The organism is Acinetobacter sp. YH16052 (assembly GCF_013417155.1).
Classification (GTDB): domain Bacteria; phylum Pseudomonadota; class Gammaproteobacteria; order Pseudomonadales; family Moraxellaceae; genus Acinetobacter.
This window is the reverse complement of record NZ_VPEO01000010.1, coordinates 75,628-97,502: the sequence shown is the minus strand read 5'-3', so window position 1 is coordinate 97,502 and position 21,875 is coordinate 75,628. Positions and strand designations below refer to the sequence as shown.

The window sequence follows — 21,875 nt, the reverse complement described above, 5'->3', positions numbered from 1 at the left end:
TTTATCTGCTTAGAAACGGTAGTGAGAGAATGCTTTGTTGGCTTCAGCCATACGGTGCACATCTTCACGTTTCTTAACCGCAGCGCCTTTGCCTTCAGATGCATCAAGCAACTCGCCAGCAAGACGTAAAGCCATAGTTTTTTCAGAACGCTTAGCAGCAGCATCTACTAACCAACGCATCGCTAGAGCAGTACGACGGGATGGGCGTACTTCCATAGGAACTTGGTATGTAGCACCACCAACACGGCGTGCTTTTACTTCGACCATAGGACGAACTTTTTCAAGAGTAGTCTCGAAAAATTCAACTGGGTCTACTTTAGATTTTTCTTGAACGCGGTCTAAAGCACCGTAAACGATACTTTCAGCAATAGATTTTTTACCATCTTGCATTACGTGGTTCATGAATTTAGCGATTGTTTGGCTGCTGAACTTAGGATCCGGAAGGATTTCACGAGCAGCGACTACGCGACGTCTTGGCATTTTAAACTACCTATAAAGATGACACTTCAGGTTTATCCAGCATGAGTACAAAGTGTCATGTACTACTCGCTGGCCTTACTATACGTCGCTTGGAATTTTCACAAAATTAATGCAGAAATCAGACAAGCGAGACGATAAAGGATTGCGGTTCTACGTTCTTAAAATTTAATTCTTAACGAATTATTTCTTAGGACGTTTAGTACCGTATTTAGAACGAGACTGGTTACGATCTTTAACACCAGCACAGTCTAAAGAACCACGAACGGTATGGTAACGTACACCTGGTAAGTCTTTAACACGACCACCACGGATAAGAACAACACTGTGCTCTTGTAGGTTATGGCCTTCACCACCGATGTAGCTAGAAACTTCGAAACCTGAAGTTAAGCGAACACGGCAAACTTTACGCATTGCTGAGTTAGGTTTTTTAGGTGTAGTTGTGTAAACACGTGTACAAACACCACGGCGCTGTGGACAAGCCTTCAACGCAGGAACTTTAGATTTTTCAACTAAAGTCGTACGACCCTTGCGGATCAACTGATTTGTTGTTGCCATTTGGCAATTCTCCCGTTAATAAAAAGCCCCAAAAAACTACTACTTTTTTGAGGGCATGCAATTGTAATTCAAGATGCAAAATTGGTCAACCTACTCAAGCCAAGCAAATGCCGTTTCTCACGACATTTGCTTGCTTTTATTTACCTTCAAAATTCGCTTATTTTTTTGAATTTTTACCGGCTTTTTTAGTCACGTCTTGAGCTTCAGATTCAGTTTCCGAATTTTCTTGATCCTCTCCACCCTGCTGTGAAGTCTCTGTAGCAGCTTCTGCCTCGTCAGCAGCTTCTGGATGCAGTTCAGCTTCGATTTCTGGGTCAAATGAAGTTTTGGTTAAAGCCGGTTGTTGCGACTGCTTATCTCCCGCGGGTTCAACCAACTCATCGTTAAGCGCCTCCAGCCCTTCACTCACCTTTTCATCTTTCTTCACTTCTGCTTCTTCAGAGCTCAAATCATTCTGCTCTTTTTTGACCAGCTTGACCTGGGTAATCGTGTTATTTCCCTCAATCGCAATATCTTTATCCATGATCGGCTTATCTTTCGGAAGCTCAACTTCGTGAGAGGCACCATTTAAGAGTTTCGGAGTTGCCTGTTGCAACAAACTAACTGCTTTTTCATAGGCAGCATAAGGAGACAATTGCGAATCCTGATGCTGAATCAGGTATTGGCGTGCATGCGAGAATGCTTCCTGAGCTTTCTGATTTACATCCTCAACAAAACGATGGCTATATACAGCCCCAATACCAGCACTCGCCAGAGGCGTCAGTTTGGCTAATCGCTCCAGAATCGAAATTTTTGGCAGATGATTCATCCATTCCCATTTAGCCTCTCCCTCATGACGACTTAACCATTGCTTGATGGCACTGACATCATTATCAGAACCTAGCATGGCTTGTAGCTGGGAGATATCATGAGTTTTAAGGGTATTACTTAACGCTTTTAAACCCAATAACAAGGTTTGCTTTTCTGCAATCAGGCTCAGGTCGATCTGTCTAAAGATATGCTGGACGATTTCCTGATCATCTTCTTTGCTCAGGTCAAAACCATAAGAGCGACCGACTTGATAAATGGTACGCAACGCCATCAGTAAAGAAGCGGGAATATCAATCGCGGTGCCAAGCATCCCTGAAGCACCACTCACTGCACCCTGAACCGTCGCAATCCATTTGTTTTGTTCACCTAAAGCCTGTGAAATTCGCTTGGATCGGTCGACGTCCTGAGTCAATTCTTCTAAATCTTTCGCTCCAGCTTCATTCAGAATGGCATCAACCGAACTGGTTTGATTACTAAATTGATTCAGACGCTCATAAAAGTAGTTAGACACTTTTTCGGTTAAGTCTGGAGAAACAAAATGCGCGACATTATTCACGGTATTAAAGCGGCGCCCGAGAAGTTGACGAGAGACATTTGGAAGATGCTCGCGAAGCATTTGCTGAGGATTATCATATTTTTTAGCTGAAAAAGCGCTTTTCGTCTTCGCCGAACGGTCAATCACCTGATCGGAGTTAGAAGGCTTCAGCGCTTTAGTCACCGAATCCGGCGCAACATGATTCAATAAATCCAATCCAGTTGAACTGAACTTTTTCGCCACTCCAAAGGCATTCGAAATCAGACCATTAGATTGTTTATTATTAGCATTTACCATTTTTTACCTCAGCATTCATGTGCTTGTATTTGGTATAAATACTAGGTGTAGTCAGCGTTTATCTCAACTTTATTCTGTTTCATTTAGTAAAACCCGTACACGCCGACTCACAAACTCAACCGACTGTCACACGGCATAACATTTGCCATAAGATTTCAAAAGTCTTTCTGCTATCATGTTCCCCATCATGAAATAAGGCTAAGCGCTGGATTGGGCGATTTTAAAACCCAGATATCTGCCGCTGAGCATAGAGCAAACTATAAGGATCTGTAGATGAAACGTGTTGTCATCACTGGCATGGGTATTAACTCATGTATTGGTAATACATTAGAGGATGTAAACCATTCTTTACAAAACGGGATTTCAGGAACACGTTTTAATCCGACTTATGCTGAACTCAATTTCAAAAGTCATGTCAGTGCTGCAGCCGAGCAGGATTTCGACGGGATCGACCGCAAACTGAAACGCTTTATGGGTGTATGTGCGATGTATGCATATAACTCAGCTCTTGCTGCGGTTGAACATGCAGGTTTAAAGGTTGAAGATCTAGCTGGCAACCCACGTTATGGTATCGCGGGTGGTTCAGGTGGCGGTTCAACTGCTTCCGTTATTGAAATGAACGAATTATTGCAAACCAAAGGTGCGCGTAAAGTCGGTCCTTTCTTTGTACCACGTAATATGACCAACACCATTACGGCTAACGTTGGCGTTGCATTCAAATTACAAGGTGTAGCACATACCATTACTAGTGCATGTGCAACTTCTGCGGATGCGATTGGTTATGCCTACAACCTGATTCAACTCGGCAAACAAGATTTAATGCTGGCAGGTGGCGGTGAAGAAGATCACTGGTCACAAAGCTTGTTGTTTGATGCGATGGGCGCACTTTGCTCTAAATACAACGACAGCCCTGAAACAGCATCACGCCCTTATTCTGCAGACCGTGACGGTTTCGTGATTGCCGGTGGTGGTGGTTTTGTAATCCTTGAGTCTTTGGAACATGCGCAAGCGCGTGGTGCCAACATTCTTGCCGAAGTCGTAGGCTATGCAGCTAACTCGGATGGTGCCGACATGGTTGCACCATCTGGTGAAGGTGCAACGCGTTGTGTACTGATGGCTTTAGAAGAAGCAAAACAACACGGTGTCGATAAAATTGACTATGTAAATACACATGGTACTTCTACTCCAGCGGGCGACATCACAGAACTTAAAGCAATGGAACGTGCTTTTGGTGAAGGTCAGGTTCCTCCACTCAGCTCAACCAAGTCAATGACAGGTCACAGTCTTGGTGCTGCTGGTGTTCAGGAAGCGATTTATTCGGTTCTGATGATGCAAAATGACTTTATTGCTCCAAACATCAACGTGACCGAGCTGGATGAAGGCGCGAAACCGTTTGATATCGTGCTTGAAAAACGTGACGCAAAATTGAATACTGTGATGAGTAACAGTTTCGGTTTCGGCGGCGTAAATGCTTGTCTCATTTTCAAAAAATGGGAAGGCTAAGCTGCCCAATTTAGGGTGACTTGATGGATGCTCCTTCTGATGCTTTCTTGTGGGTAAAAGCATTACATATTATTGCAGTGGTTTGCTGGTTCGCGGCTTTGTTCTACTTGCCACGGCTGTATGTTTACCATGCCATGAGCGAAGATGCCGTCAGTCATCAACGCTTTGAAGTCATGGAACGTAAGCTGTACCGCGGCATCATGTGGCCAGCCATGTTGGCTACCTTGATTACGGCGCACTTTTTGGTGGATTGGGGTGATGCAACGCGTCACTATCATGAAGCCTTATGGTTTTACCTTAAAGTCGGCCTGGTCGGTTTATTGGTGATTTACCATCTAGTGTGTGGTTATTACCGCAAGAAGCTGATTGATAATGCACATTACAAGTCACACAAGTTTTGGCGTTATTTTAATGAGATGCCAACCCTGATCTTATTTGCAGTGGTGATTTTAGTGGTAGTTAAACCTACTTTCTAATTCACCTGCGCAATCAAAAAATCCTCGATTAGTCGGGGATTTTTTATGTCTGAATATTTAAGGATTACCACGCTGACGCATACGTGGCTTATACAGCAGACGATAGGTCACTGCCAGAATAATCAACCATAAAGGACTGATCATCAGAGCCTTTAAGGTATCGGGTTCCAGACTTAAAATAATCAAGGCGAATAACAAAAATGCTAATACCACATAAGACATCCATACTCCACCCGGCATTTTAAAGGTCGAAGCCACATGTTTTTGCGGTTGCTGCTTACGGTAACGGATGTAGCACACCATGATGATGCTCCAGATACTAATAAACAGGATCACACACAGCGAACTTGCCAGAGTAAAAGCTTCCATGGTATTTGGTACAAAATACTGAAATGCTGCCCCTAACATAATAAAAGCACAGGAGAAAAATAACCCTGTGGCTGGTACTGCCCGACTAGATAACCGCGCTAAAGCTTGAGGCGCCTGTCCATCACGTGCCAAACCAAACAACATACGACTGGTCGAGAATACACCACTGTTCATAGAGGACATCACAGATGACAATACCACCAGGTTCATGATAATGGCTGAAGTTGGAATACCGGCATACAGGAACAAACTCACAAAAGGACTTTGATCCGCAGGAATCAGATGCCACGGTGTGACCGACATGATCATCAGCAATGACAATACATAGAACAGAATGATCCGTGTAGGAATGGCGTTGACCGCTTTGGGTAAATTCTTTTCCGGATCTTTTGTTTCTGCCGCCATGGTGCCGAGCAGTTCCACCCCGACAAAGGCAAACATGGCAATCTGAAAGCCTGCCAGAAAACCGGTAAAGCCTTTGGGAAATAAACCACCATGTGCCCAGACATTACTAAAGCTGGCGACGGCGCCACTCGGTGCCTGAAAACCGCTAAACACCATATAACCACCGACAAAGATCAAACCGAGAATAGCTAAAATCTTGATCAGTGCAAACCAGAATTCAATCTCACCAAACAGTTTTACCGTCACCAGATTAATCGCAAGAATAAACAGCACACAGCCAACACTAATCATCGCCTGTCCCATCGGGGTAAAGGCCATGCCTTCGGGCAGCCAGAAACTCAAATAGTTAATAATCGCCGCGAGATCGGCAATCCCTACCAGCACCCAACCCAGCCAGTACGACCAGCCAATATAATAGCCAGCACCCGGCCCGATCAGGTCATGGGCCATATCAATAAAGGATTTGTAATGCAGATTAGACAGCAGCATTTCACCCAACGCACGCATCAGGAAGAAGAACATGCCACCAATGATCATATAAATGATCAAAATTGAAGGGCCTGCCAGAGAGATGGTTTTTCCCGATCCCATAAACAGGCCAGTACCGATACAGCCACCAATGGCGATTAACTGCAAATGTCGATTAGAGAGTTTTCGTTGCAACTCATGCGGCGACGATTTTACGTCTTCTGTGCCCGGGGTGGTTTTCATTTTTACATCCTTTTTAATCTTTACAACAGCATCAAGCTGAATTTACAACGTTCAGTCCTCGAACGCTTATTATGACATTTTCATACTTTTTACTGCGCTGTTCAGTGAGATTTACTGCACTAAAACGACTTAAATCATGGCATGGGAGATTTCAATATCAAAAATTCAATTAAGCTTGAGCTGCAATAACTGCAATTTCAATCAGCCAGTCCGGATTGACCAAATCTGCCTGAATCGTAGCACGTGCCGGCGTACCATGACCTCGTAACCATTCCACCCAAAGCTGGTTTACGGTAGCAAAATCATCTAGATGCTTGACAAATAATTGTGCAGAAAGCAGCTGGCTTTTATCGGTATTTGTCAATGCGAGCAATTCCTCAATTTTTGCAAAGACTTCCAGTGTTTGTCCGCGTACATCCAGATCCGTGCTATTCGGCACCTGACCCGATAGATACACGGTTTGCTGATGAATCGTCACCGCACTCATGATTTGATTGCTGTTGAGTCGCTGAATGGCTGTATTTGCCTGTGTCATGCTGATATTCCTTGTTTGGGATATTTAAATAAAATTTAAATTAAAAATTTAAGCGTCAATCTGGAAATAAACCCGAGCGGTCACCGCACACATCAGCTCATAGCCGATGGTGCCTGAACTGGCCGCCACTTCATCAATCGGCAAAACCACACCTTGGGAAGATTGGCCCCAAAGTACCACTTCACTACCTATATCTGCGTGCGGCAGTGCAGTCAGATCTACCGCCAGCATATCCATACTGATTCGACCCAATGTGTGCGTTTTGATTGAATCTACCAGCACGGGTGTACCGGTCTCCGATAGTCGTTGATAACCATCGGCATAACCACAGGCCACAATCCCGACCCGCATTTCCTGCATGGCAATAAATTTGGAACCATAGCCAACACTCTGACCTGTCTGGATCGTTTGAATGGCAATAATTTCACTGCGCAAGCTCATGCTCGGTTGCAGATTCCAGTCTTGAATCGTGTGTGTTGGATAATCTGGTGAACTGCCATACAGCATGATGCCGCTACGTACAATGTCTGAATGAAGGGTTTGATGATGCCGCAGAATGGCTGCGCTATTACTGAGCGAGATTTTACCTTCAAGCCCCTGAATGGTCTGGCTAAAAATCAGGTTTTGATGCTGAATCCCGTCCACGCCAAAACGCTGGCCATCCGCATCGGAGAAATGGGTCATATGGGTAATGGAACGGACAGTGTTCAGCTGTTGCAGCTCCTGCCAGATCTCTGCATATTGCTGCGGCTCGAAACCCAGACGGTTCATGCCGCTGTTCATTTTCAAATACACATCAAACTGTGCATCCGGCGCTATTTCGGCAAACTGTTTCAGCCATTGCACTTGATGTCGGGAATGAATGGCAAAGCTCATTTCATGCTTCGCACATGCAAATAAATCCTCAAAAGCGAAAATACCTTCGAGCAACATTAGCGGCTTCTTGCATCCCAGCGCACGTAGCCGCGCGCCCTCTTCAATATCCAGAAAGGCAAAACCGTCTGCACCTTCAAGTCCAGCATAGACACGCTCAATCCCGTGCCCATAGGCATTGGCCTTGACCACGGCAAATACCTGACTATTGGGCATACATTGGCGCGCCACACTTAAATTATGCGCAAGCGCCTGTTGATGGATAATTGCAGTAATGGGACGTGGCATACATTCCTCCTTGAATATTCCGCCTCAGATAGTCTTAAGCCGCCTGGTGATAGCGCGCCAATGACAATCCTTCGGTACTAATTTCAGGATCACGTGCCAAAACCAGATCGCTGATTAATTTTCCTGAACCGCAGGCCATGGTCCAACCCAGCGTGCCATGTCCAGTATTCAGGAACAGGTTTTTAAAACGGGTTTTCCCAATAATTGGCGTACTGTCCGGGGTCATTGGACGCAGTCCTGTCCAGAAACTGGCCTGATTCATGTCTCCTCCAGGGAATAAATCACGGGTCACCATTTCCAGCGTGCCGCGACGATCTTCATTCAGACCCAAATTAAAACCGCTCAGTTCAGCCATTCCCCCTACGCGGATGCGCTGGTCGAAACGGGTAATCGCAATTTTATAGGTTTCATCCAGTACTGTAGATTGTGGTGCATAGGCCGGATCTAAAATCGGAATGGTCAGTGAATAACCTTTCACCGGATAGACCGGTAAATTCAGTTCAAGCGGTTTGAGGAAATCACGTGAATAACTACCAAAGGCCAGCACATATTTATCTGCCGTGAGTACCTGACCATTCACCAGAACACCTTTGATCTGGTCACCTTCTACAATCAGCTTTTCAACGTTCTGATTAAACTTGAACTCTACACCCATCCCTTTGGCATGTTCTGCCAGGGCATTAGTAAACAGATAGCAGTCACCTGTTTCATCATTCGGTAAATGCAGACCACCCACCAGTTTGTCTTTTGCCTGTGCCAATGCTGGTTCTACACGCGCCAGCCCATCGCGGTCCAACAGTTCAAATTCAACTCCAGTTTCTTTCAGAACCTCGATATCGCGCTGAACCGCATCCAGCTGCGCATCTTTACGGAAAATCTGCAAAGTACCTTTCGCGCGGTTCTCATAAGAGATGCCAATATCCCGGCGCAAATTACGCAAACAGTCACGGCTGTATTCAGCCACACGCACCATCCGTTCTTTATTGACTGCATAATGCTGGGCATTACAGTTTTTCAGCATTTGTGCCATCCACTGCAATTGCCACAAGCTGCCATCGACATTAATCGCCAACGGTGCATGATGCTGGAACATCCATTTGACCGCCTTAAACGGAATACCTGGTGCGGCCCAAGGGGTCGAGTATCCTGGAGAAATCTGCCCAGCATTACCGAAGCTGGTTTCTTGCGCCGGACCTGCCTGACGATCCAGCACAGTCACGGTTGCTCCCTGCTGCGCCAGATAGTAAGCGCTTGCCACACCAATCACACCACTACCCAAAACTAATACGCGCATTACCTTAACCCTCAAACATCTTTTCAGTTTATTTCACTAGTATATTTTTGCTTTAATAGTTAAATTCACTATATTCAGACTGTATATTCAGTGAAATAAATATTTTTTCGGGAAGAATTAAAAAAAAGAGGGAAATATTAATGCGCAAATTAGACCGCATTGATCGCATGATTCTAGACATCCTGCAACGCGATGGCCGGATTGCCATTAGCGAACTTGCAGCACGCGTCAATCTATCAACCACACCCTGTTCAGAACGGGTAAAACGGCTGGAACGCGAAGGCATCATCATGGGTTATTACGCCCGTCTAAATCCGGAAATGCTAGAACGTAGTTTGCTGGTATTTCTGGAAATCAAACTCTCAGCCAAATCAGGTGATGTCTTTGATCAGGTGGCTCGTAATCTGACTGAGATTCCGGAAGTCCTGGAATGCCATTTAATTTCCGGTGATTTTGATTATCTGGTCAAAGCGCGTTTAAAGGAAATGAGTGCCTATCGCCGCCTGTTGGGAGATTTACTAAAAAAACTGCCCGCTTCTGCTTCATCCCACAGTTATGTAGTGATGGAAGAAGTCAAAGAAAGTTTATATCTGGACCTAGGTATTTAGTAATGATGGCTTTTTAAAGCTACGGACAAAAACAACAAAGCCCCAAACGGGGCTTTGAGATCGAATATTGATTGGACTTATTAAACCTTAAGCAGGAATGCGTAGCACCTGTCCCGGGAAAATATCATCTGCATCTTTGAGCAACGGACGGTTGGCTTCAAAAATTTTATTATACTGATTGGCATCACCATAAAATTCTTTTGAAATTTTTGACAAGCTGTCACCTGATTTCACTGTGTAGAACTTACTTTCCGGCTCAGGACTGCTCACTGTAAGCTGATCATCCACTTTGGCGACATGATCAATATTACCCACGGCCAGAACAATCTTTTCACGATCGGCCTGACTTTGTACCTGACCTCTGACCGTCGCCAGATCGGAGGCTGAGTTATAACTGATGGATAAACCAGTGATTGGAAGGCCCAGACTTTTCACATGGCCGAGTAATTTATTTGCCACTTCCTGAGCAGAAGGCTCTGCAGGTTGTGCTGCAGCCGGCGTTGTCGTTGCAGGTGCAGCCTGTGGTTCCGCAGCAGCTGTATTCTTCTTACCGATACCTTTTACAAAATCAAAAAGACCCATAGCGGACTCCATTCTTGTTGTTAATGTCACATCACTCTTATTTTTATAATGAAAACTCTATAGAGATAGTTAGTCATTGGTGACAGAAAGGTAATGGATTGTAAAACCTTCATTCATGTGAAAAGCAGACACAAAAAAACCACCTCAAGGGTGGTCTTTATGTTCAGCAAAGCTGAAATCGGCGATTAACCTAGTTTCTTAGAAACGTAGTCAATTGCAGATTGAACAGTTGTGATTTCGTTAGAATCTTCATCAGGAATCGTGATGTCGAAATCATTTTCGAAAGACATAACAAGTTCAACTAGATCTAGAGAATCTGCACCTAAGTCATCCATGAAAGACGCTTCGTTTTTAATCTCTTCGATTTTGATACCAAGTTGTTCTGCAACTGCTTGCTTAACACGTTGTTCGATATCGCTCACAGGAATTCTCCTCATTGCTTGTGGCGTTTTTAATGCCGTTAGTTTAATTGAATCTAAAAAATTTGGAAAGTTTATACTTGAGCTTAGCTCATGTATAAGCCCCCATTTACATGCATAACTGTACCAGTAATGTAACTGGCTTTATCCGAAGCCAAGAAACTTACGGCATTTGCGATATCCTGCGGATCACCTAAACGGTTTAATGCCACCTGCTCAGTCATCTTTTTACGAATTTCTTCGCTTAGCTGCTCAGTCATTTCAGTCGCAATAAAACCTGGTGCTACCGAGTTTACGGTAATCTGACGGCTACCCATTTCTTTGGCAAGGCTACGGCTAAATGCTTCAATACCTGCTTTGGCAGCAGAATAGTTGGCCTGACCCGGGTTGGCAAAGTGTGCCACCACAGAACTGATGTTGATGATGCGACCGAAACGCGCCTTGGTCATGCCTTTGAGTACGCGCTTAGACAAACGGTAAACTGCTTTCAGGTGAATATTTAAAATATCATCCCAGTCATCTTCAGACATACGCAGCAGCAAATTGTCTTTGGTAATACCAGCATTATTGACCAACGCAAGGACTGGACCATAGTTCTGTTCAATGTCCGTTACCAGCGCATCAATCGCAGCACCATCACGTACATCTAGTACTTTTCCAGCGCCATTTTCAGCAAACTGTGCAGATAATTTTTCCGCACCTGCTTCAGACGTTGCAGTACCTACGACAAAATAACCGTCTTGAATCAACTGTTGTGCGATCGCAGCACCAATACCACGACTTGCACCTGTTACCAGAGCAACTTTACGTTCCTGTGTCATGCACTTTTCCCTTCTGCCGCCAATACGATGTTTAATGCATCTTCCAGACGAGATTGACTGTCCAGTGGAAGTGCTTTTTGAATATTCGGCAAGCGTTTCGCCAAGTTGGTCAATACATTACCCGGACCACATTCTACAATGTACTCAATCCCTTCATCTTGAAGGAATTGTAAGGTTTTAGTCCATTGTACCGACTCATAAAGTTGCGCGGTCAACGCCTGACGCAATTCATTTACATTGGTTGCCGCTTGCGCGCCCACATTTTGTAATACAGGAATGCGTGGTAGCTCAATGGCGGTTTGTTCCAATGCCGGAGCAAACTGTTCAGCGGCAGGTTTCATCAATGAACAATGTGACGGAACCGATACTGGCAGTGCAATCGCTTTACCAGCATTTTCTTTGGCCAATGCCATCACCGCTTCAACGCGATCTTTATTGCCTGCAACGACAACCTGCCCTTGCGCATTATAGTTCGCTGCTTCGACAGAACCTTCGCCTGCTGCAGTTGCTTGTGCACACAGCTCAATCACTTTGGCATCGTCCAGACCCAAAATGGCAGCCATCGCGCCTACACCCTGAGGTACTGCAGTCTGCATGAGTTTGCCACGCAGGTTCACCAGCTTCACAGCATCACCCAGGCTTAAAGCACCCGATGCCACCAGTGCGCTGTATTCACCCAGTGAATGGCCTGCCAGATATTTCGGTGCTACACCGCCAGATTCCAACCACACGCGCCATAAGGCAATACTTGCAGTCAGCAATACCGGCTGGGTAAATTCAGTTTGATCCAGACCTTCGCCACTTTGCGCAATCTGCCACAGATCAAAACCGACGGCTTCAGATGCTTCTGCAAATGTCTCGCGAATACTTGCAAACTGTTCTGCAAGCTCAGCCAGCATACCGGCTTTTTGTGAGCCCTGACCCGGAAACACAAATGCAGTTTTTGTTGCTGGTGCTGCTTGTTCGAATGGTGTAGCAGACATAATAAAATCCTTTCATTCAAGAGGTGTGCTTCTTCAATCCTAACAAGAAGACTGACCAATAAGACCACCTAAATCATTGTGGAGCGCAATTTAGCATGTAATCTTGCTGGCGGTAATTGCCAAATACAACAAAAAACCGATACACCTAAAAATCAAAGACAAAAAAAAGGGAGCTAAATGCTCCCATTTTTTCTACTAAGCTTGACGCTTAATACATCACCAATTATTCAGCAGATGCTTTAGCGAATAATTGACGACCACGGTAGATACCATCTTTAGATACGTGGTGACGACGGTGAGTCTCGCCAGTAGCTTGGTCTACAGTTAATGCATTCTCGGTTAAAGCGTCATGTGAACGGCGCATGTCACGGCGAGAGCGACTTTTACGGTTTTGCTGAACGGCCATGATGGCTCCTTACAAAGATCGAAAAAATGGATCAGAACAAATTCGATTGTCTTATACACAAGAGTATAACACAAAAATTAGTTAAGTTTACCCTTCAAAGCAGCCAAAACTTCAAACGGGTTGTCCCGTTTTTCTTCAGCCACTTCTTCTACGGCAGGTTGATGCTTATGTTCACAAAACTCATGTTTAGGCGACAACGGCATCAACAATAACAGTTCATCTTCTATCAGCGCGAGCAAATCAGCGGTCGCCGGTGCATCATAATCACCTTTGGTCGTTGCTTCACTTTCACCTAGGACGATGAAATCAGCATCCTCATCCAAGCGCTCTATCAGTGACTCATCATCCACAAGTGCTAAATGGAACGATGAAACCAGTTCAATTTCTACAGTTTCCAGACAACGCTGGCATTCCATAGGAACTTTTGTTTCAACGTGACCATCTAGCCATGCAATACGATGATAGGCATCCATTGATAGCTTACAGTCTATGTTAATCAATTGATCATCAATTGATCCAACAGCTTCACGAGCGATACGAACAAAGCGGGATAAAGGCAGTTGACCTGACCATTTAAAGCCCTGTTCAGCCCATTTAAACGGCTCAATCTGTGCCGGAAAGGTATTTGCTGACATAATTAAGGCGGCAATTCTACAAATTCATCAGTACTCTGTCAAAGATTAAGATACAATTTTGTACTTATTTCGACAGACCATTTGGGTAACTCAAGTCATGCATCTGTTGCAGCCGCAAACAGAAGTGAATGTTTCATCACTCGTTAGCACAATTCCAAGCCTTGATTCTGACAGTTCAACACAACAAGTGCAACTCTCGCCATGGGCGAATTTATCGTCAGAAGCGCAGCAGGTGGACTGGCTCATCTTACACTTTAATCAATGGTTTTCCCATTTAAATGTCACTTTAGTGCGCGGCGAATTTGAACCAGAATATTTCCCTGCCAGCGTAGACTGTCCTGCCCGGATCCAGTTTGCGCATGGTTTCTTTAATAGTGCTCTGCATGAAATCAGCCACTGGACCATTGCCGGAGACAAACGCCGCCTGCTACCTGATCTGGGTTACTGGTATGCACCGGATGGCCGTACCCGCGAACAGCAGGCTTTGTTTGAACAGGTCGAAATCAAGCCACAGGCAATTGAATGGATGTTTGCCCAGGCTTTTGGCCGTAAATTCCGGGTTTCTTTGGACAATCTGACTGGCGACGGCGGTGATGGCGCCAGCTTTAAAGATAATGTCTACGCTCAAGTACAGGCTTATTTTAATGGTACAGCCAAACTTCCACGTGATGCAGCGCGCTTTATCCAATGTATCTGTATCTACATCAGAGGTGGCAAAAGTTTACAATCTGATGAATTTATACGTGAAATGCTTGATTAAATTACACAAATCTACCTTTTTTATGATTGCCAGGTTTTGCCTGAGCGCCACATAATAAGCCATCAGCCCAAGCTTGGAGTAGTCTCTATGCTGCATTTACGCGTACACCCAGACAATCCGCAACCCCGCTTAATCAGTCAGGCAGTAGAACGTATCCGTGCGGGTGATGTGGTGGTCTATCCCACTGATGCTGCCTATGCGATTGGTTGCCAGATTGGGAACAAGAGTGCCATGGAGCGGATTGCGCAAATTCGTGGTCTGGGCCCAAAGCATCAATATGCGATTCTGTGCTGTGATTTGTCCGATATTGCCACTTATGCCAAGGTGGACAATGCCATGTACCGTTTGCTGAAAAATAATACACCGGCCATCACCACCTTTATTTTACCTGCGACCAGCGAAGTTCCACGTCGTTTGATGCATCCTAAAAAGAAAACCATTGGTCTACGCATTCCGAATAATCCGGTGTGTCAGATGTTACTGAAAGAACTCGGTGAACCGTTGTTGACCTCTACCCTGATTTTACCGGGTCAGACTGACCCACTCGATGATCCTTATGATATTGAAATGCAACTGGGCAAACGCATTGATGTTTTTGTAGATAGTGGTTTAGGCACGTTGAGCACGACCTCTATTGTAGATTTATCTGGTGATCATCCAGAAGTGATTCGTCGTGGTATGGGAGATGTCAGCGCCTTTGAATAAATGAGGTCTGAGAATTTCCTACAAACATTGAAGGAGTCAAAATGAATGGATTTATTTTATCTCCTGCTAAATCAGCATGAATTTTCTGCACAGGATTTAATCTATGCAGAACTGCCTTGGACACTGCAATCCAAGGCAGTCATGGTCGAAGCACATTTTCCTTCCCATCCCACTGTAAATATTGATCATACTGAGTACCAATTTTTCCTGACGTTGGCTGTAGCGAGACAGTTGTTGCAGATCTATTCAAACCAAAATGTATGCCTGGCAGAGACTTGCCAACGTATCATTGAATTTGCGACCAAGGAATACAATCATTCCTCACCATGAAAATCTAAAAAAGCATAGGGTGAGAGGTTGCAGTTCTATTCTTTTCAATTCGACAGGTATGCAATCGTTGCCAAAACCAGTTTAGGAATCTGAACTACGTTCATAATGACGAACTGCAATGAAATTTGGGCATTGCGATAGCTTCTGTTCATGGTGCATGAGTTCCTCGCCCAGCTTATTTTTCAGATACACATGAAAAATGATCTGATCATCTTCCAGTACATTCAGCATCGCCGTACGTGCTTTGGGTTCCATGACTTTAAAGGAATTGATCGACTCACAAGACATGGCTTGCATATCCAGTTTAATCCGCTCATCCAGCTGGTCGCCCTCATAAGCCATATGCCGCATGTAAAAACGAATATTGGGATATTGGTCCAGCACACTAAAATCCATTTTCATGGCCTGCATGACAGGTCGGGCCTGTTCTGCAAAAGCTGAAAATCCGCCTGATTTCAGTCCTGTGCGTGCTTCATCTTCAAGCTGCATAATCTGATATTTGGGATAAGCCCAAAATCCCCCGAATGCGATCATCCCAATAACAACCAGAATAAGTGGCATGCTTTCTTCACCTTTTTATTGATTTTTGTGATTCTTGACTATTCTTCGAGAGTATAGCGAGATTTTTGACCAAAAATCATAGGGAAATATTTTATTAATACTTATTAATTTTATGTTTTTTAATGGGAAATCCGTTTAAAAATCATTCAATATCTGCCAGCTAGCTTATTTCTTCTTTTGATGAGAGTCACTGTATTGATCGAGTTTTGAAGTGAATCAACTGGCATCATCTACCAGATAAGCTTAATTATGAGAGCCAATTTAGCATGAAAATCACCGCTGCATTTCCCGCCCGATTCTGCCATTTTCCTTTGTGCTATTTTAAAATCGCAGATAAATTCCATTATTTTTTTAAGTTTTTATGGCTTTGACGGCTTATTTAATTTATTTAAAGTTACTTTTCCAGTACAATGACAACGCTTAATCCTGTGCTTTTCTTTCGATGAGATACCGAAAATCAAGCCTTTGCATGCCTTTGAAAATTCGCGTGGCCTATAATTGTAATGACTCAAATTATCCATAACACTATGGAATCTGCTCCGCACATTCGGGTTCTGGATGAATGGCAGGATACAATTCCAGAGGATCTGTACATTCCTCCAGCGGCATTTGAAATCTTATTAGAACATTTTGAAGGCCCACTCGACTTTTTAATTTACCTGATTCAAAAAAACGGTTTTGATCTGTTACAGGTCGATATCGCGCCGATTGCAGCGCAGTATTTGTCTTATATGGACGCGATGAAATCCCTGAACATCGAGCTGACGGCCGACTATATGGTGATGGCGGCCTTACTGGCAGATCTGAAATCACGTTTGCTTTTGCCGAAACCGAAAAGCCTGACTGCGATTGAACAGGATCCAAAACAAGAACTGATTGACCGTTTAGAAAATTATTTAAGAATTAAACAGGCAGCAGAACGTCTGGGCCAGATGCCGATTCTGGAACGTGACACTTTCACCACCAACGTCAGTTTGGGCGAAATCCAGCAGCCGAATGAAGGCTATTCAAGCGATTTATTGCGTGATGCCTTGCTTTGTATATTTAACCGTCCTGAACCGGTGATTCATCAGGTACAACAGGAACCGGTACTGCTGGAAGAACGTATTGCCTATATTGAAAGTTGTCTTGAAACTGGCGCAATACTCAGCTTTAAGGACTTGTTAAAACCGAGCCAAGGCCGTATGGGTATGGTGGTAACCTTTATGGCGGTGCTGGAACTGACCCGACAACAAAAAATTCAGATTATTGCTACAGGTATTGAAGCCCCGCTCGCGATTCAAGGAGCCAGTCAATGACACTCGATCAAAATACGCTGTTATCTGCAGAAGATAATCTGCATGAAGTATTGATGCAGCTTGAAGCCATTATTTTTGCCAGCGACTCCGCGGTTTCATTGGCTCGTCTGAAAGAAGCTTTTCAGGGTCGCTATAGCAAGCAGGAATTACGTCAGTATTTACAACAACTTTCCATGCTGATGCATGGCCGTTCAATTGAACTGATTGAAACAGCACAAGGTTATCGTTTTCAAGTGCGTGCAAAATATCGTAATATTATTGCACAGACCTGGCCTGAGCGACCGGCTCGCTTGTCGCCTTCATTACTGGAGACACTTGCTGTGATTGCTTATCACCAGCCAGTGACTCGAGCGGATATTGAACAGATTCGTGGTGTCACGAATAACAGTCAAAACTTGCGTACGCTGTTTGACTGGAACTGGATTAAAGAGTCCGGATTTCGTGAACTCCCTGGAAGACCTGCGTTGTTAATGACAACGCCACAATTTTTAAATGCGTTTGGCCTGAATAGTTTGGGCCAATTGCCTCCCCTGCAGGATGCCAAGGAAGCTTTTATGGCCCTCGATGCGAATGCACCGAAGTCATAAATAGGTGAACTGTTGATAATTATTTCTAAGGTTATGCTGTCATGAGTGAAAAGTTGCAAAAGGTGCTTGCACGCGTTGGTTTGGGTTCTCGCCGTTATATGGAAGAAGTCATTGCCGCGGGTCGTGTAAGTGTCAACGGGCAAATTGCCCAAGTGGGTGAACGAATCGAACCAGGTGATGAGCTTCGCATCGATGGTCGTAAAGTTGCCTTCCAGATTGAAGACGAAATCCGTCGTCGTGTCATTATCTATTACAAGCCTGAAGGCGAGATCTGCTCACGTAGCGATCCTGAAAACCGTCCGACCGTGTTTGAACAGCTGCCTGCTATACCGGGCGATCGCTGGGTGATGGTCGGTCGTCTGGATATTAACTCCACCGGTCTACTCTTGTTCACAAATGATGGTGAACTTGCGAATCGCTTGATGCACCCATCGAATGAAATCGAACGTGAATATGCAGTTCGTGTCATGGGTGAAGTAACGCCACAAATTCGTAACAACATGCTTAAAGGCGTGGTGCTAGACGATGGTCCGGCAAAATTCGAATCTTTCTCTGAACTGGGCGGTGACGGGATCAACCGTTGGTTCCAGGTGGTAGTAAAAGAAGGTCGTAACCGTGAAGTACGTCGTATCTTTGAATCACAAGGCCTGAAAGTCAGCCGTCTACTGCGTACCCGTTATGGTACTGTGATTTTGCCACGCGAACTGCGTACCGGTCGCTGGATTGAACTGGATAAAAACGATATCGACAACCTGACCAAAGCTGTGGAATTGAAACCACGTCAAGGTACTGGTTTGTTTGGTATGGCGAAACGCCGTAATGAACGTATGCAGGACAAGCCGATGGGTGCACGCCGTGGCGGTTTCTTGCGTCAGCAACGTCGTGACAGTGATGAGCAACCACAAAATAATACTGGCCGTGAGCGTCGTGATGACAATGCTTATGGTCGTCGTGACAGAGCTGAAAACCAGAATGGCACTCAGTTTGTGCGTCGTGAAAACCGTCCGGATCAAGGCTTTGGTCGTCGTGAAGAGCGTGATGAAAATGCGCCGCGTCGTCCATACGGTATCAACAAAGGCTTTAAAAAGTTTTAATTAAGATAAATAAAAAAAGTCAGGCACATTGCCTGACTTTTTTTATGCCTTATGCATCAGACACTTTGTGGAATCCCTTGCGGAATGGCACCGAGTAAACGCTTGGTATATTCATGCTGTGGAGATTGATACAATTCATCTGAATTGGCGATTTCCACCAATTCACCATGATTCAGCACCATGATCTGATCTGAAATATATTTCACTACCGACAAATCATGTGAAATAAAGATATAGCTGAGTCCGAATTCATCCTGCAAATCTTGCAGTAAATTCAGCACCTGCGCCTGTACTGAGACATCCAGTGCCGAGACCGATTCATCGCAGATCAAAATCTCAGGCTTTAAGGTCAGGCAACGTGCGATTGCAATCCGCTGACGCTGACCACCGGAAAACTCATGCGGGTAGCGATAAAAAGCCTGAGCAGGCAAGCTGACCCGTTCCAGCAAATCCAGAGCCATTTGTTTGCGTTCGGCATCATCCTGACCAATCTTGTGAATCTGCATCGGTTCCATCAGGATTTGCCCTACGGTAAAGCGCGGATTCAGAGAAGCATAGGGATTCTGGAAAATGATCTGGATTTTACGTTGATACTGGGTAAATTCCTGTTCCGACATGTCCAGAATGTCCCGACCCTGAAACAGTGCCTTACCGCCCGTAGCCTTTTGCAGACGCATCAGCAACAAGCCAATGGTGGTTTTACCCGAACCGGACTCCCCGACCAACCCCAAGGTCTTGCCTTTGGCCAGCTGAAAAGAAACTCCTTTTACTGCCTGAAATTCATCTTTGCCAAACAGTCCTTTACGACTATAAAAAGATTTCTTTAGATCCCGTACATCCAGAATAATTTCCTCTCCACCCTTTAGTCCACGTGAACGTTGCGGAAGCTGAGTATTCAGACGGATATCTTCCAGCCAGGTTGAACCATCCTGTTTCATAAAATCGCTGATCATCGGCAAACGTAACGGACGTTGCGACAATTGTGGACGGCAGTGTAACAAGGCTTTGGTATACATATCCTGAGGCCGATCCAGCACCTCCCGAACCGGACCCTGTTCACGGATTTCCCCATGGCGCATCACAATCACCTGATCGGCAATTTCACCAACCAATGCCAGATCATGGGTAATAAACAGCATCGACATCTGGCGACGCTGACGCAGCGATTCCAGCAAGTCCAGAATCTGCTTTTGAATAGTCACATCCAGGGCTGTGGTCGGTTCATCTGCAATCAACAGTTTAGGTTCACAAGCAATGGCCATGGCAATCATGACCCGTTGCTGCTGTCCACCGGAAAGCTGCCCCGGATAGGCATCAATTTTAGTTTCTGGCGCAGGGATCCCTACTTCTTTGAGCAGTTCCAGGGTACGTTGCCGCGCCTGTTTTTTATTCATGCCCAAATGTAGTTGCAGGATTTCTGCAATCTGCATGCCTACCGTAAATACCGGATTTAGCGAAGACATTGGCTCCTGAAAAATCATGGCAATGTCTTTGCCGCACATCTGGCGCATTTCACGGGTTTTAAGCTTGAGCAGGTTTTTCCCTTCAAAGATAATCTGGCTATCTTCTGAAATACGTGCGCTTTCTGCCGGAAGCAGGCCCATAGTGGCCAGGGAAGTGACCGACTTGCCACTCCCCGATTCACCGACCAGTGCAACTGTGGTATTGGCCGGAATCTCGAAAGAAACCCCTTTTACGGTTTCAATATATTCTTTATTTTCACCTTTAAAACTGACTCGCAGATTTTCTACGCGAAGTAGCGCAGGTGCTGTGCTTGGATTGATTTCAGACATCGTTGCGCCCCTATTTCAGTTTTGGATCTAATGCATCACGGAGTGCATCGGTAAACATCGAGAAAGCAGTCACCAATACCGCCATGGCGATTGAGGCTGCCGCCAGTTGCCACCATTTACCCAAAATCAGCTCGCTTTGCGCTTCATTTAGCATACTGCCCCATGACACTACCCCGATAGGCACACCGAAACCAAGGAAGCTCAAAATGACTTCAGACTTGATAAATGCCACCACCAGAATAGACATCTGTACCAGGGCAATATGGCTGACATTGGGAAAAATATGGACAAACATACGACGCATATTACTCACGCCAATCGCCTTGGCAGCCAGCACATATTCACGTGCCGTATGTTTCATGTATTCGGCACGAACCAAACGGAAAACCCCAGTCCAGCCAGTCAGACCTAAAATCAGGATGATGGATAAAATACCTTTCTGCTGTAACACTGCGGCAATGGCCAAAACCAGCAACAGATAGGGAATCGAGGTAAAGATATTATAAAACCAGTTGAGAAGATCATCGACCCAACCACCAAAGTAACCTGCTATTGCACCCAGTGCAGTCCCAATCAATACAGCAACAAAGGCTGCAATCAATCCAACCAGAATCGAGGTTTCAGCCCCCTTGATGGTTTTCTGTAAAACATCCTGTCCCCATTTATCGGCGCCGAAGACCAGACTTTGCTTGAGTTCCCCACTTTCATCCATCAGCTGCCCGCCGAGCTCCTGATTAATGGCCTTCATGTCTTCTGCCAGCGGATCGACCACTCCATAATAATCAATGCCTGCGCCTACCCCCTGCTCAGCAGCAATTTCAGCATTCAATTCAGCAATGACATCTTTTAAAGGATCAACTGGATTGACCGGTAGAGGCACAGATTCTGCGCCCTGCTTTGGATCGGATGCAACCGGAACTGGCGCTGCACTGATAAAACTCGGCGGTGCATAGCTGACCGCCACTTCTTTATTCCAGTCTTTGGCAATTAGGCCGCTCATTGACAGTACCAGCAGCAGCAGATAAAACAGCACCACATACAGGGAAAACATGGCAATCCGGTCACGTTTCAAACGGCGCATGGCCAGTTGCCATAATCCTGTTGAAGCCGATTCAGGTGCTGCTTCAGCCGCTTGTTCTTTTTTAAATATCGCACTCAGCAT

At 45.1% G+C, this 21,875-nt stretch carries 25 protein-coding genes; 9 read left to right on the top strand and 16 right to left on the bottom strand.

What is annotated here, in order from left to right:
- Positions 1–9 precede the first annotated feature (9 nt).
- The 3 genes from rpsG to FTV42_RS08910 form a co-directional block, all read right to left on the bottom strand.
- Complete coding sequence (gene rpsG, locus FTV42_RS08920; RefSeq protein WP_004279240.1) at positions 10–480, bottom strand: 30S ribosomal protein S7; 471 nt, start codon at positions 478–480, stop codon at positions 10–12.
- 180 nt (positions 481–660) lie between these two features.
- A complete protein-coding gene (gene rpsL, locus FTV42_RS08915; protein WP_002050319.1) occupies positions 661–1,035 on the bottom strand; it encodes a 30S ribosomal protein S12 in 375 nt (124 codons plus the stop codon).
- Positions 1,036–1,192: 157 nt separating this feature from the next.
- Positions 1,193–2,677, bottom strand: coding sequence for an EcsC family protein (locus FTV42_RS08910; RefSeq protein ID WP_180038531.1), 1,485 nt, complete (start codon positions 2,675–2,677; stop codon positions 1,193–1,195).
- A 273-nt stretch (positions 2,678–2,950) separates the two neighbouring features.
- On the opposite strand from FTV42_RS08910, the gene FTV42_RS08905 reads away from it, so the two are divergent.
- Positions 2,951–4,180, top strand: coding sequence for a beta-ketoacyl synthase N-terminal-like domain-containing protein (locus tag FTV42_RS08905; RefSeq protein WP_004730606.1), 1,230 nt, complete (start codon positions 2,951–2,953; stop codon positions 4,178–4,180).
- Positions 4,181–4,203: 23 nt separating this feature from the next.
- A complete protein-coding gene (locus FTV42_RS08900) occupies positions 4,204–4,656 on the top strand; it encodes a CopD family protein (protein ID WP_004279237.1) in 453 nt (150 codons plus the stop codon).
- 57 nt (positions 4,657–4,713) lie between these two features.
- On the opposite strand, the gene FTV42_RS08895 is transcribed toward FTV42_RS08900, so the two are convergent.
- The 4 genes from FTV42_RS08895 to FTV42_RS08880 all read right to left on the bottom strand — a co-directional run bounded on the left by FTV42_RS08895 (position 4,714) and on the right by FTV42_RS08880 (position 9,131).
- Positions 4,714–6,141, bottom strand: coding sequence for an amino acid permease (locus FTV42_RS08895; RefSeq protein WP_005107715.1), 1,428 nt, complete (start codon positions 6,139–6,141; stop codon positions 4,714–4,716).
- A gap of 169 nt (positions 6,142–6,310) precedes the next feature.
- Positions 6,311–6,676 (bottom strand): RidA family protein, encoded by a 366-nt coding sequence (locus FTV42_RS08890; protein ID WP_180038530.1) that lies wholly within the window; start codon positions 6,674–6,676, stop codon positions 6,311–6,313.
- Between the two features lie 48 nt (positions 6,677–6,724).
- Positions 6,725–7,837, bottom strand: coding sequence for an alanine racemase (gene alr / locus FTV42_RS08885; RefSeq protein WP_180038529.1), 1,113 nt, complete (start codon positions 7,835–7,837; stop codon positions 6,725–6,727).
- Positions 7,838–7,871: 34 nt separating this feature from the next.
- Positions 7,872–9,131 (bottom strand): D-amino acid dehydrogenase, encoded by a 1,260-nt coding sequence (locus FTV42_RS08880; protein WP_039901981.1) that lies wholly within the window; start codon positions 9,129–9,131, stop codon positions 7,872–7,874.
- Between the two features lie 140 nt (positions 9,132–9,271).
- Here FTV42_RS08880 and FTV42_RS08875 point away from each other — a divergent pair, with 140 nt between their 5' ends.
- On the top strand, positions 9,272–9,739 hold the full coding sequence (locus FTV42_RS08875; RefSeq protein ID WP_004279232.1) for an Lrp/AsnC ligand binding domain-containing protein: 468 nt from the start codon (positions 9,272–9,274) through the stop codon (positions 9,737–9,739).
- A gap of 87 nt (positions 9,740–9,826) precedes the next feature.
- Here FTV42_RS08875 and lysM read toward each other — a convergent pair whose 3' ends face one another.
- The 6 genes from lysM to FTV42_RS08845 all read right to left on the bottom strand — a co-directional run bounded on the left by lysM (position 9,827) and on the right by FTV42_RS08845 (position 13,585).
- A complete protein-coding gene (gene lysM, locus FTV42_RS08870) occupies positions 9,827–10,321 on the bottom strand; it encodes a peptidoglycan-binding protein LysM (protein ID WP_005104830.1) in 495 nt (164 codons plus the stop codon).
- A 185-nt stretch (positions 10,322–10,506) separates the two neighbouring features.
- Positions 10,507–10,743, bottom strand: a complete 237-nt coding sequence (acpP, locus tag FTV42_RS08865) for an acyl carrier protein (protein ID WP_004646101.1) — start codon at positions 10,741–10,743, stop codon at positions 10,507–10,509.
- Between the two features lie 83 nt (positions 10,744–10,826).
- Entirely contained in the window at positions 10,827–11,561 is a 735-nt protein-coding gene (gene fabG, locus FTV42_RS08860; RefSeq protein WP_153566866.1) for a 3-oxoacyl-ACP reductase FabG, read from the bottom strand.
- The gene (gene fabD / locus FTV42_RS08855) at positions 11,558–12,544 is read right to left on the bottom strand and encodes an ACP S-malonyltransferase (RefSeq protein ID WP_180038528.1); all 987 of its coding nucleotides are present in this window, start codon (positions 12,542–12,544) and stop codon (positions 11,558–11,560) included. The genes fabG and fabD overlap by 4 nt, the downstream gene beginning before the upstream one ends.
- Before the next feature lie 223 nt (positions 12,545–12,767).
- The gene (rpmF, locus tag FTV42_RS08850) at positions 12,768–12,950 is read right to left on the bottom strand and encodes a 50S ribosomal protein L32 (protein WP_004279227.1); all 183 of its coding nucleotides are present in this window, start codon (positions 12,948–12,950) and stop codon (positions 12,768–12,770) included.
- A 77-nt stretch (positions 12,951–13,027) separates the two neighbouring features.
- Positions 13,028–13,585 carry a DUF177 domain-containing protein gene (locus FTV42_RS08845; protein ID WP_004279226.1) on the bottom strand — a complete coding sequence of 186 codons (558 nt, stop codon included), beginning with the start codon at positions 13,583–13,585 and terminating at the stop codon, positions 13,028–13,030.
- Between the two features lie 97 nt (positions 13,586–13,682).
- Between FTV42_RS08845 and FTV42_RS08840 the strand changes: the two genes are divergently transcribed.
- The 3 genes from FTV42_RS08840 to FTV42_RS08830 all read left to right on the top strand — a co-directional run bounded on the left by FTV42_RS08840 (position 13,683) and on the right by FTV42_RS08830 (position 15,380).
- Positions 13,683–14,345 (top strand): elongation factor P hydroxylase, encoded by a 663-nt coding sequence (locus tag FTV42_RS08840; RefSeq protein ID WP_180038545.1) that lies wholly within the window; start codon positions 13,683–13,685, stop codon positions 14,343–14,345.
- A gap of 87 nt (positions 14,346–14,432) precedes the next feature.
- Positions 14,433–15,050 (top strand): L-threonylcarbamoyladenylate synthase, encoded by a 618-nt coding sequence (locus FTV42_RS08835; protein WP_004646095.1) that lies wholly within the window; start codon positions 14,433–14,435, stop codon positions 15,048–15,050.
- A gap of 45 nt (positions 15,051–15,095) precedes the next feature.
- Positions 15,096–15,380 (top strand): hypothetical protein, encoded by a 285-nt coding sequence (locus FTV42_RS08830; RefSeq protein WP_004279223.1) that lies wholly within the window; start codon positions 15,096–15,098, stop codon positions 15,378–15,380.
- A gap of 81 nt (positions 15,381–15,461) precedes the next feature.
- On the opposite strand, the gene FTV42_RS08825 is transcribed toward FTV42_RS08830, so the two are convergent.
- Positions 15,462–15,941 (bottom strand): hypothetical protein, encoded by a 480-nt coding sequence (locus tag FTV42_RS08825; RefSeq protein WP_004279222.1) that lies wholly within the window; start codon positions 15,939–15,941, stop codon positions 15,462–15,464.
- A 503-nt stretch (positions 15,942–16,444) separates the two neighbouring features.
- Here FTV42_RS08825 and FTV42_RS08820 point away from each other — a divergent pair.
- From FTV42_RS08820 to rluB, 3 genes are read left to right on the top strand one after another with little or no spacing between them, the layout of a single operon-like run.
- Positions 16,445–17,239: a ScpA family protein gene (locus tag FTV42_RS08820; protein WP_180038527.1), complete on the top strand. Its 795-nt coding sequence runs from the start codon at positions 16,445–16,447 to the stop codon at positions 17,237–17,239.
- Positions 17,236–17,826 (top strand): SMC-Scp complex subunit ScpB, encoded by a 591-nt coding sequence (gene scpB, locus FTV42_RS08815; RefSeq protein ID WP_180038526.1) that lies wholly within the window; start codon positions 17,236–17,238, stop codon positions 17,824–17,826. Before FTV42_RS08820 ends, scpB begins: the two co-directional genes overlap by 4 nt.
- Before the next feature lie 41 nt (positions 17,827–17,867).
- The gene (gene rluB, locus FTV42_RS08810) at positions 17,868–18,920 is read left to right on the top strand and encodes a 23S rRNA pseudouridine(2605) synthase RluB (RefSeq protein WP_180038525.1); all 1,053 of its coding nucleotides are present in this window, start codon (positions 17,868–17,870) and stop codon (positions 18,918–18,920) included.
- A 56-nt stretch (positions 18,921–18,976) separates the two neighbouring features.
- On the opposite strand, the gene FTV42_RS08805 is transcribed toward rluB, so the two are convergent.
- Positions 18,977–20,713: an ABC transporter ATP-binding protein gene (locus FTV42_RS08805; protein ID WP_180038524.1), complete on the bottom strand. Its 1,737-nt coding sequence runs from the start codon at positions 20,711–20,713 to the stop codon at positions 18,977–18,979.
- 10 nt (positions 20,714–20,723) lie between these two features.
- Positions 20,724–21,875 (bottom strand): ABC transporter permease, encoded by a 1,152-nt coding sequence (locus tag FTV42_RS08800; RefSeq protein WP_180038523.1) that lies wholly within the window; start codon positions 21,873–21,875, stop codon positions 20,724–20,726.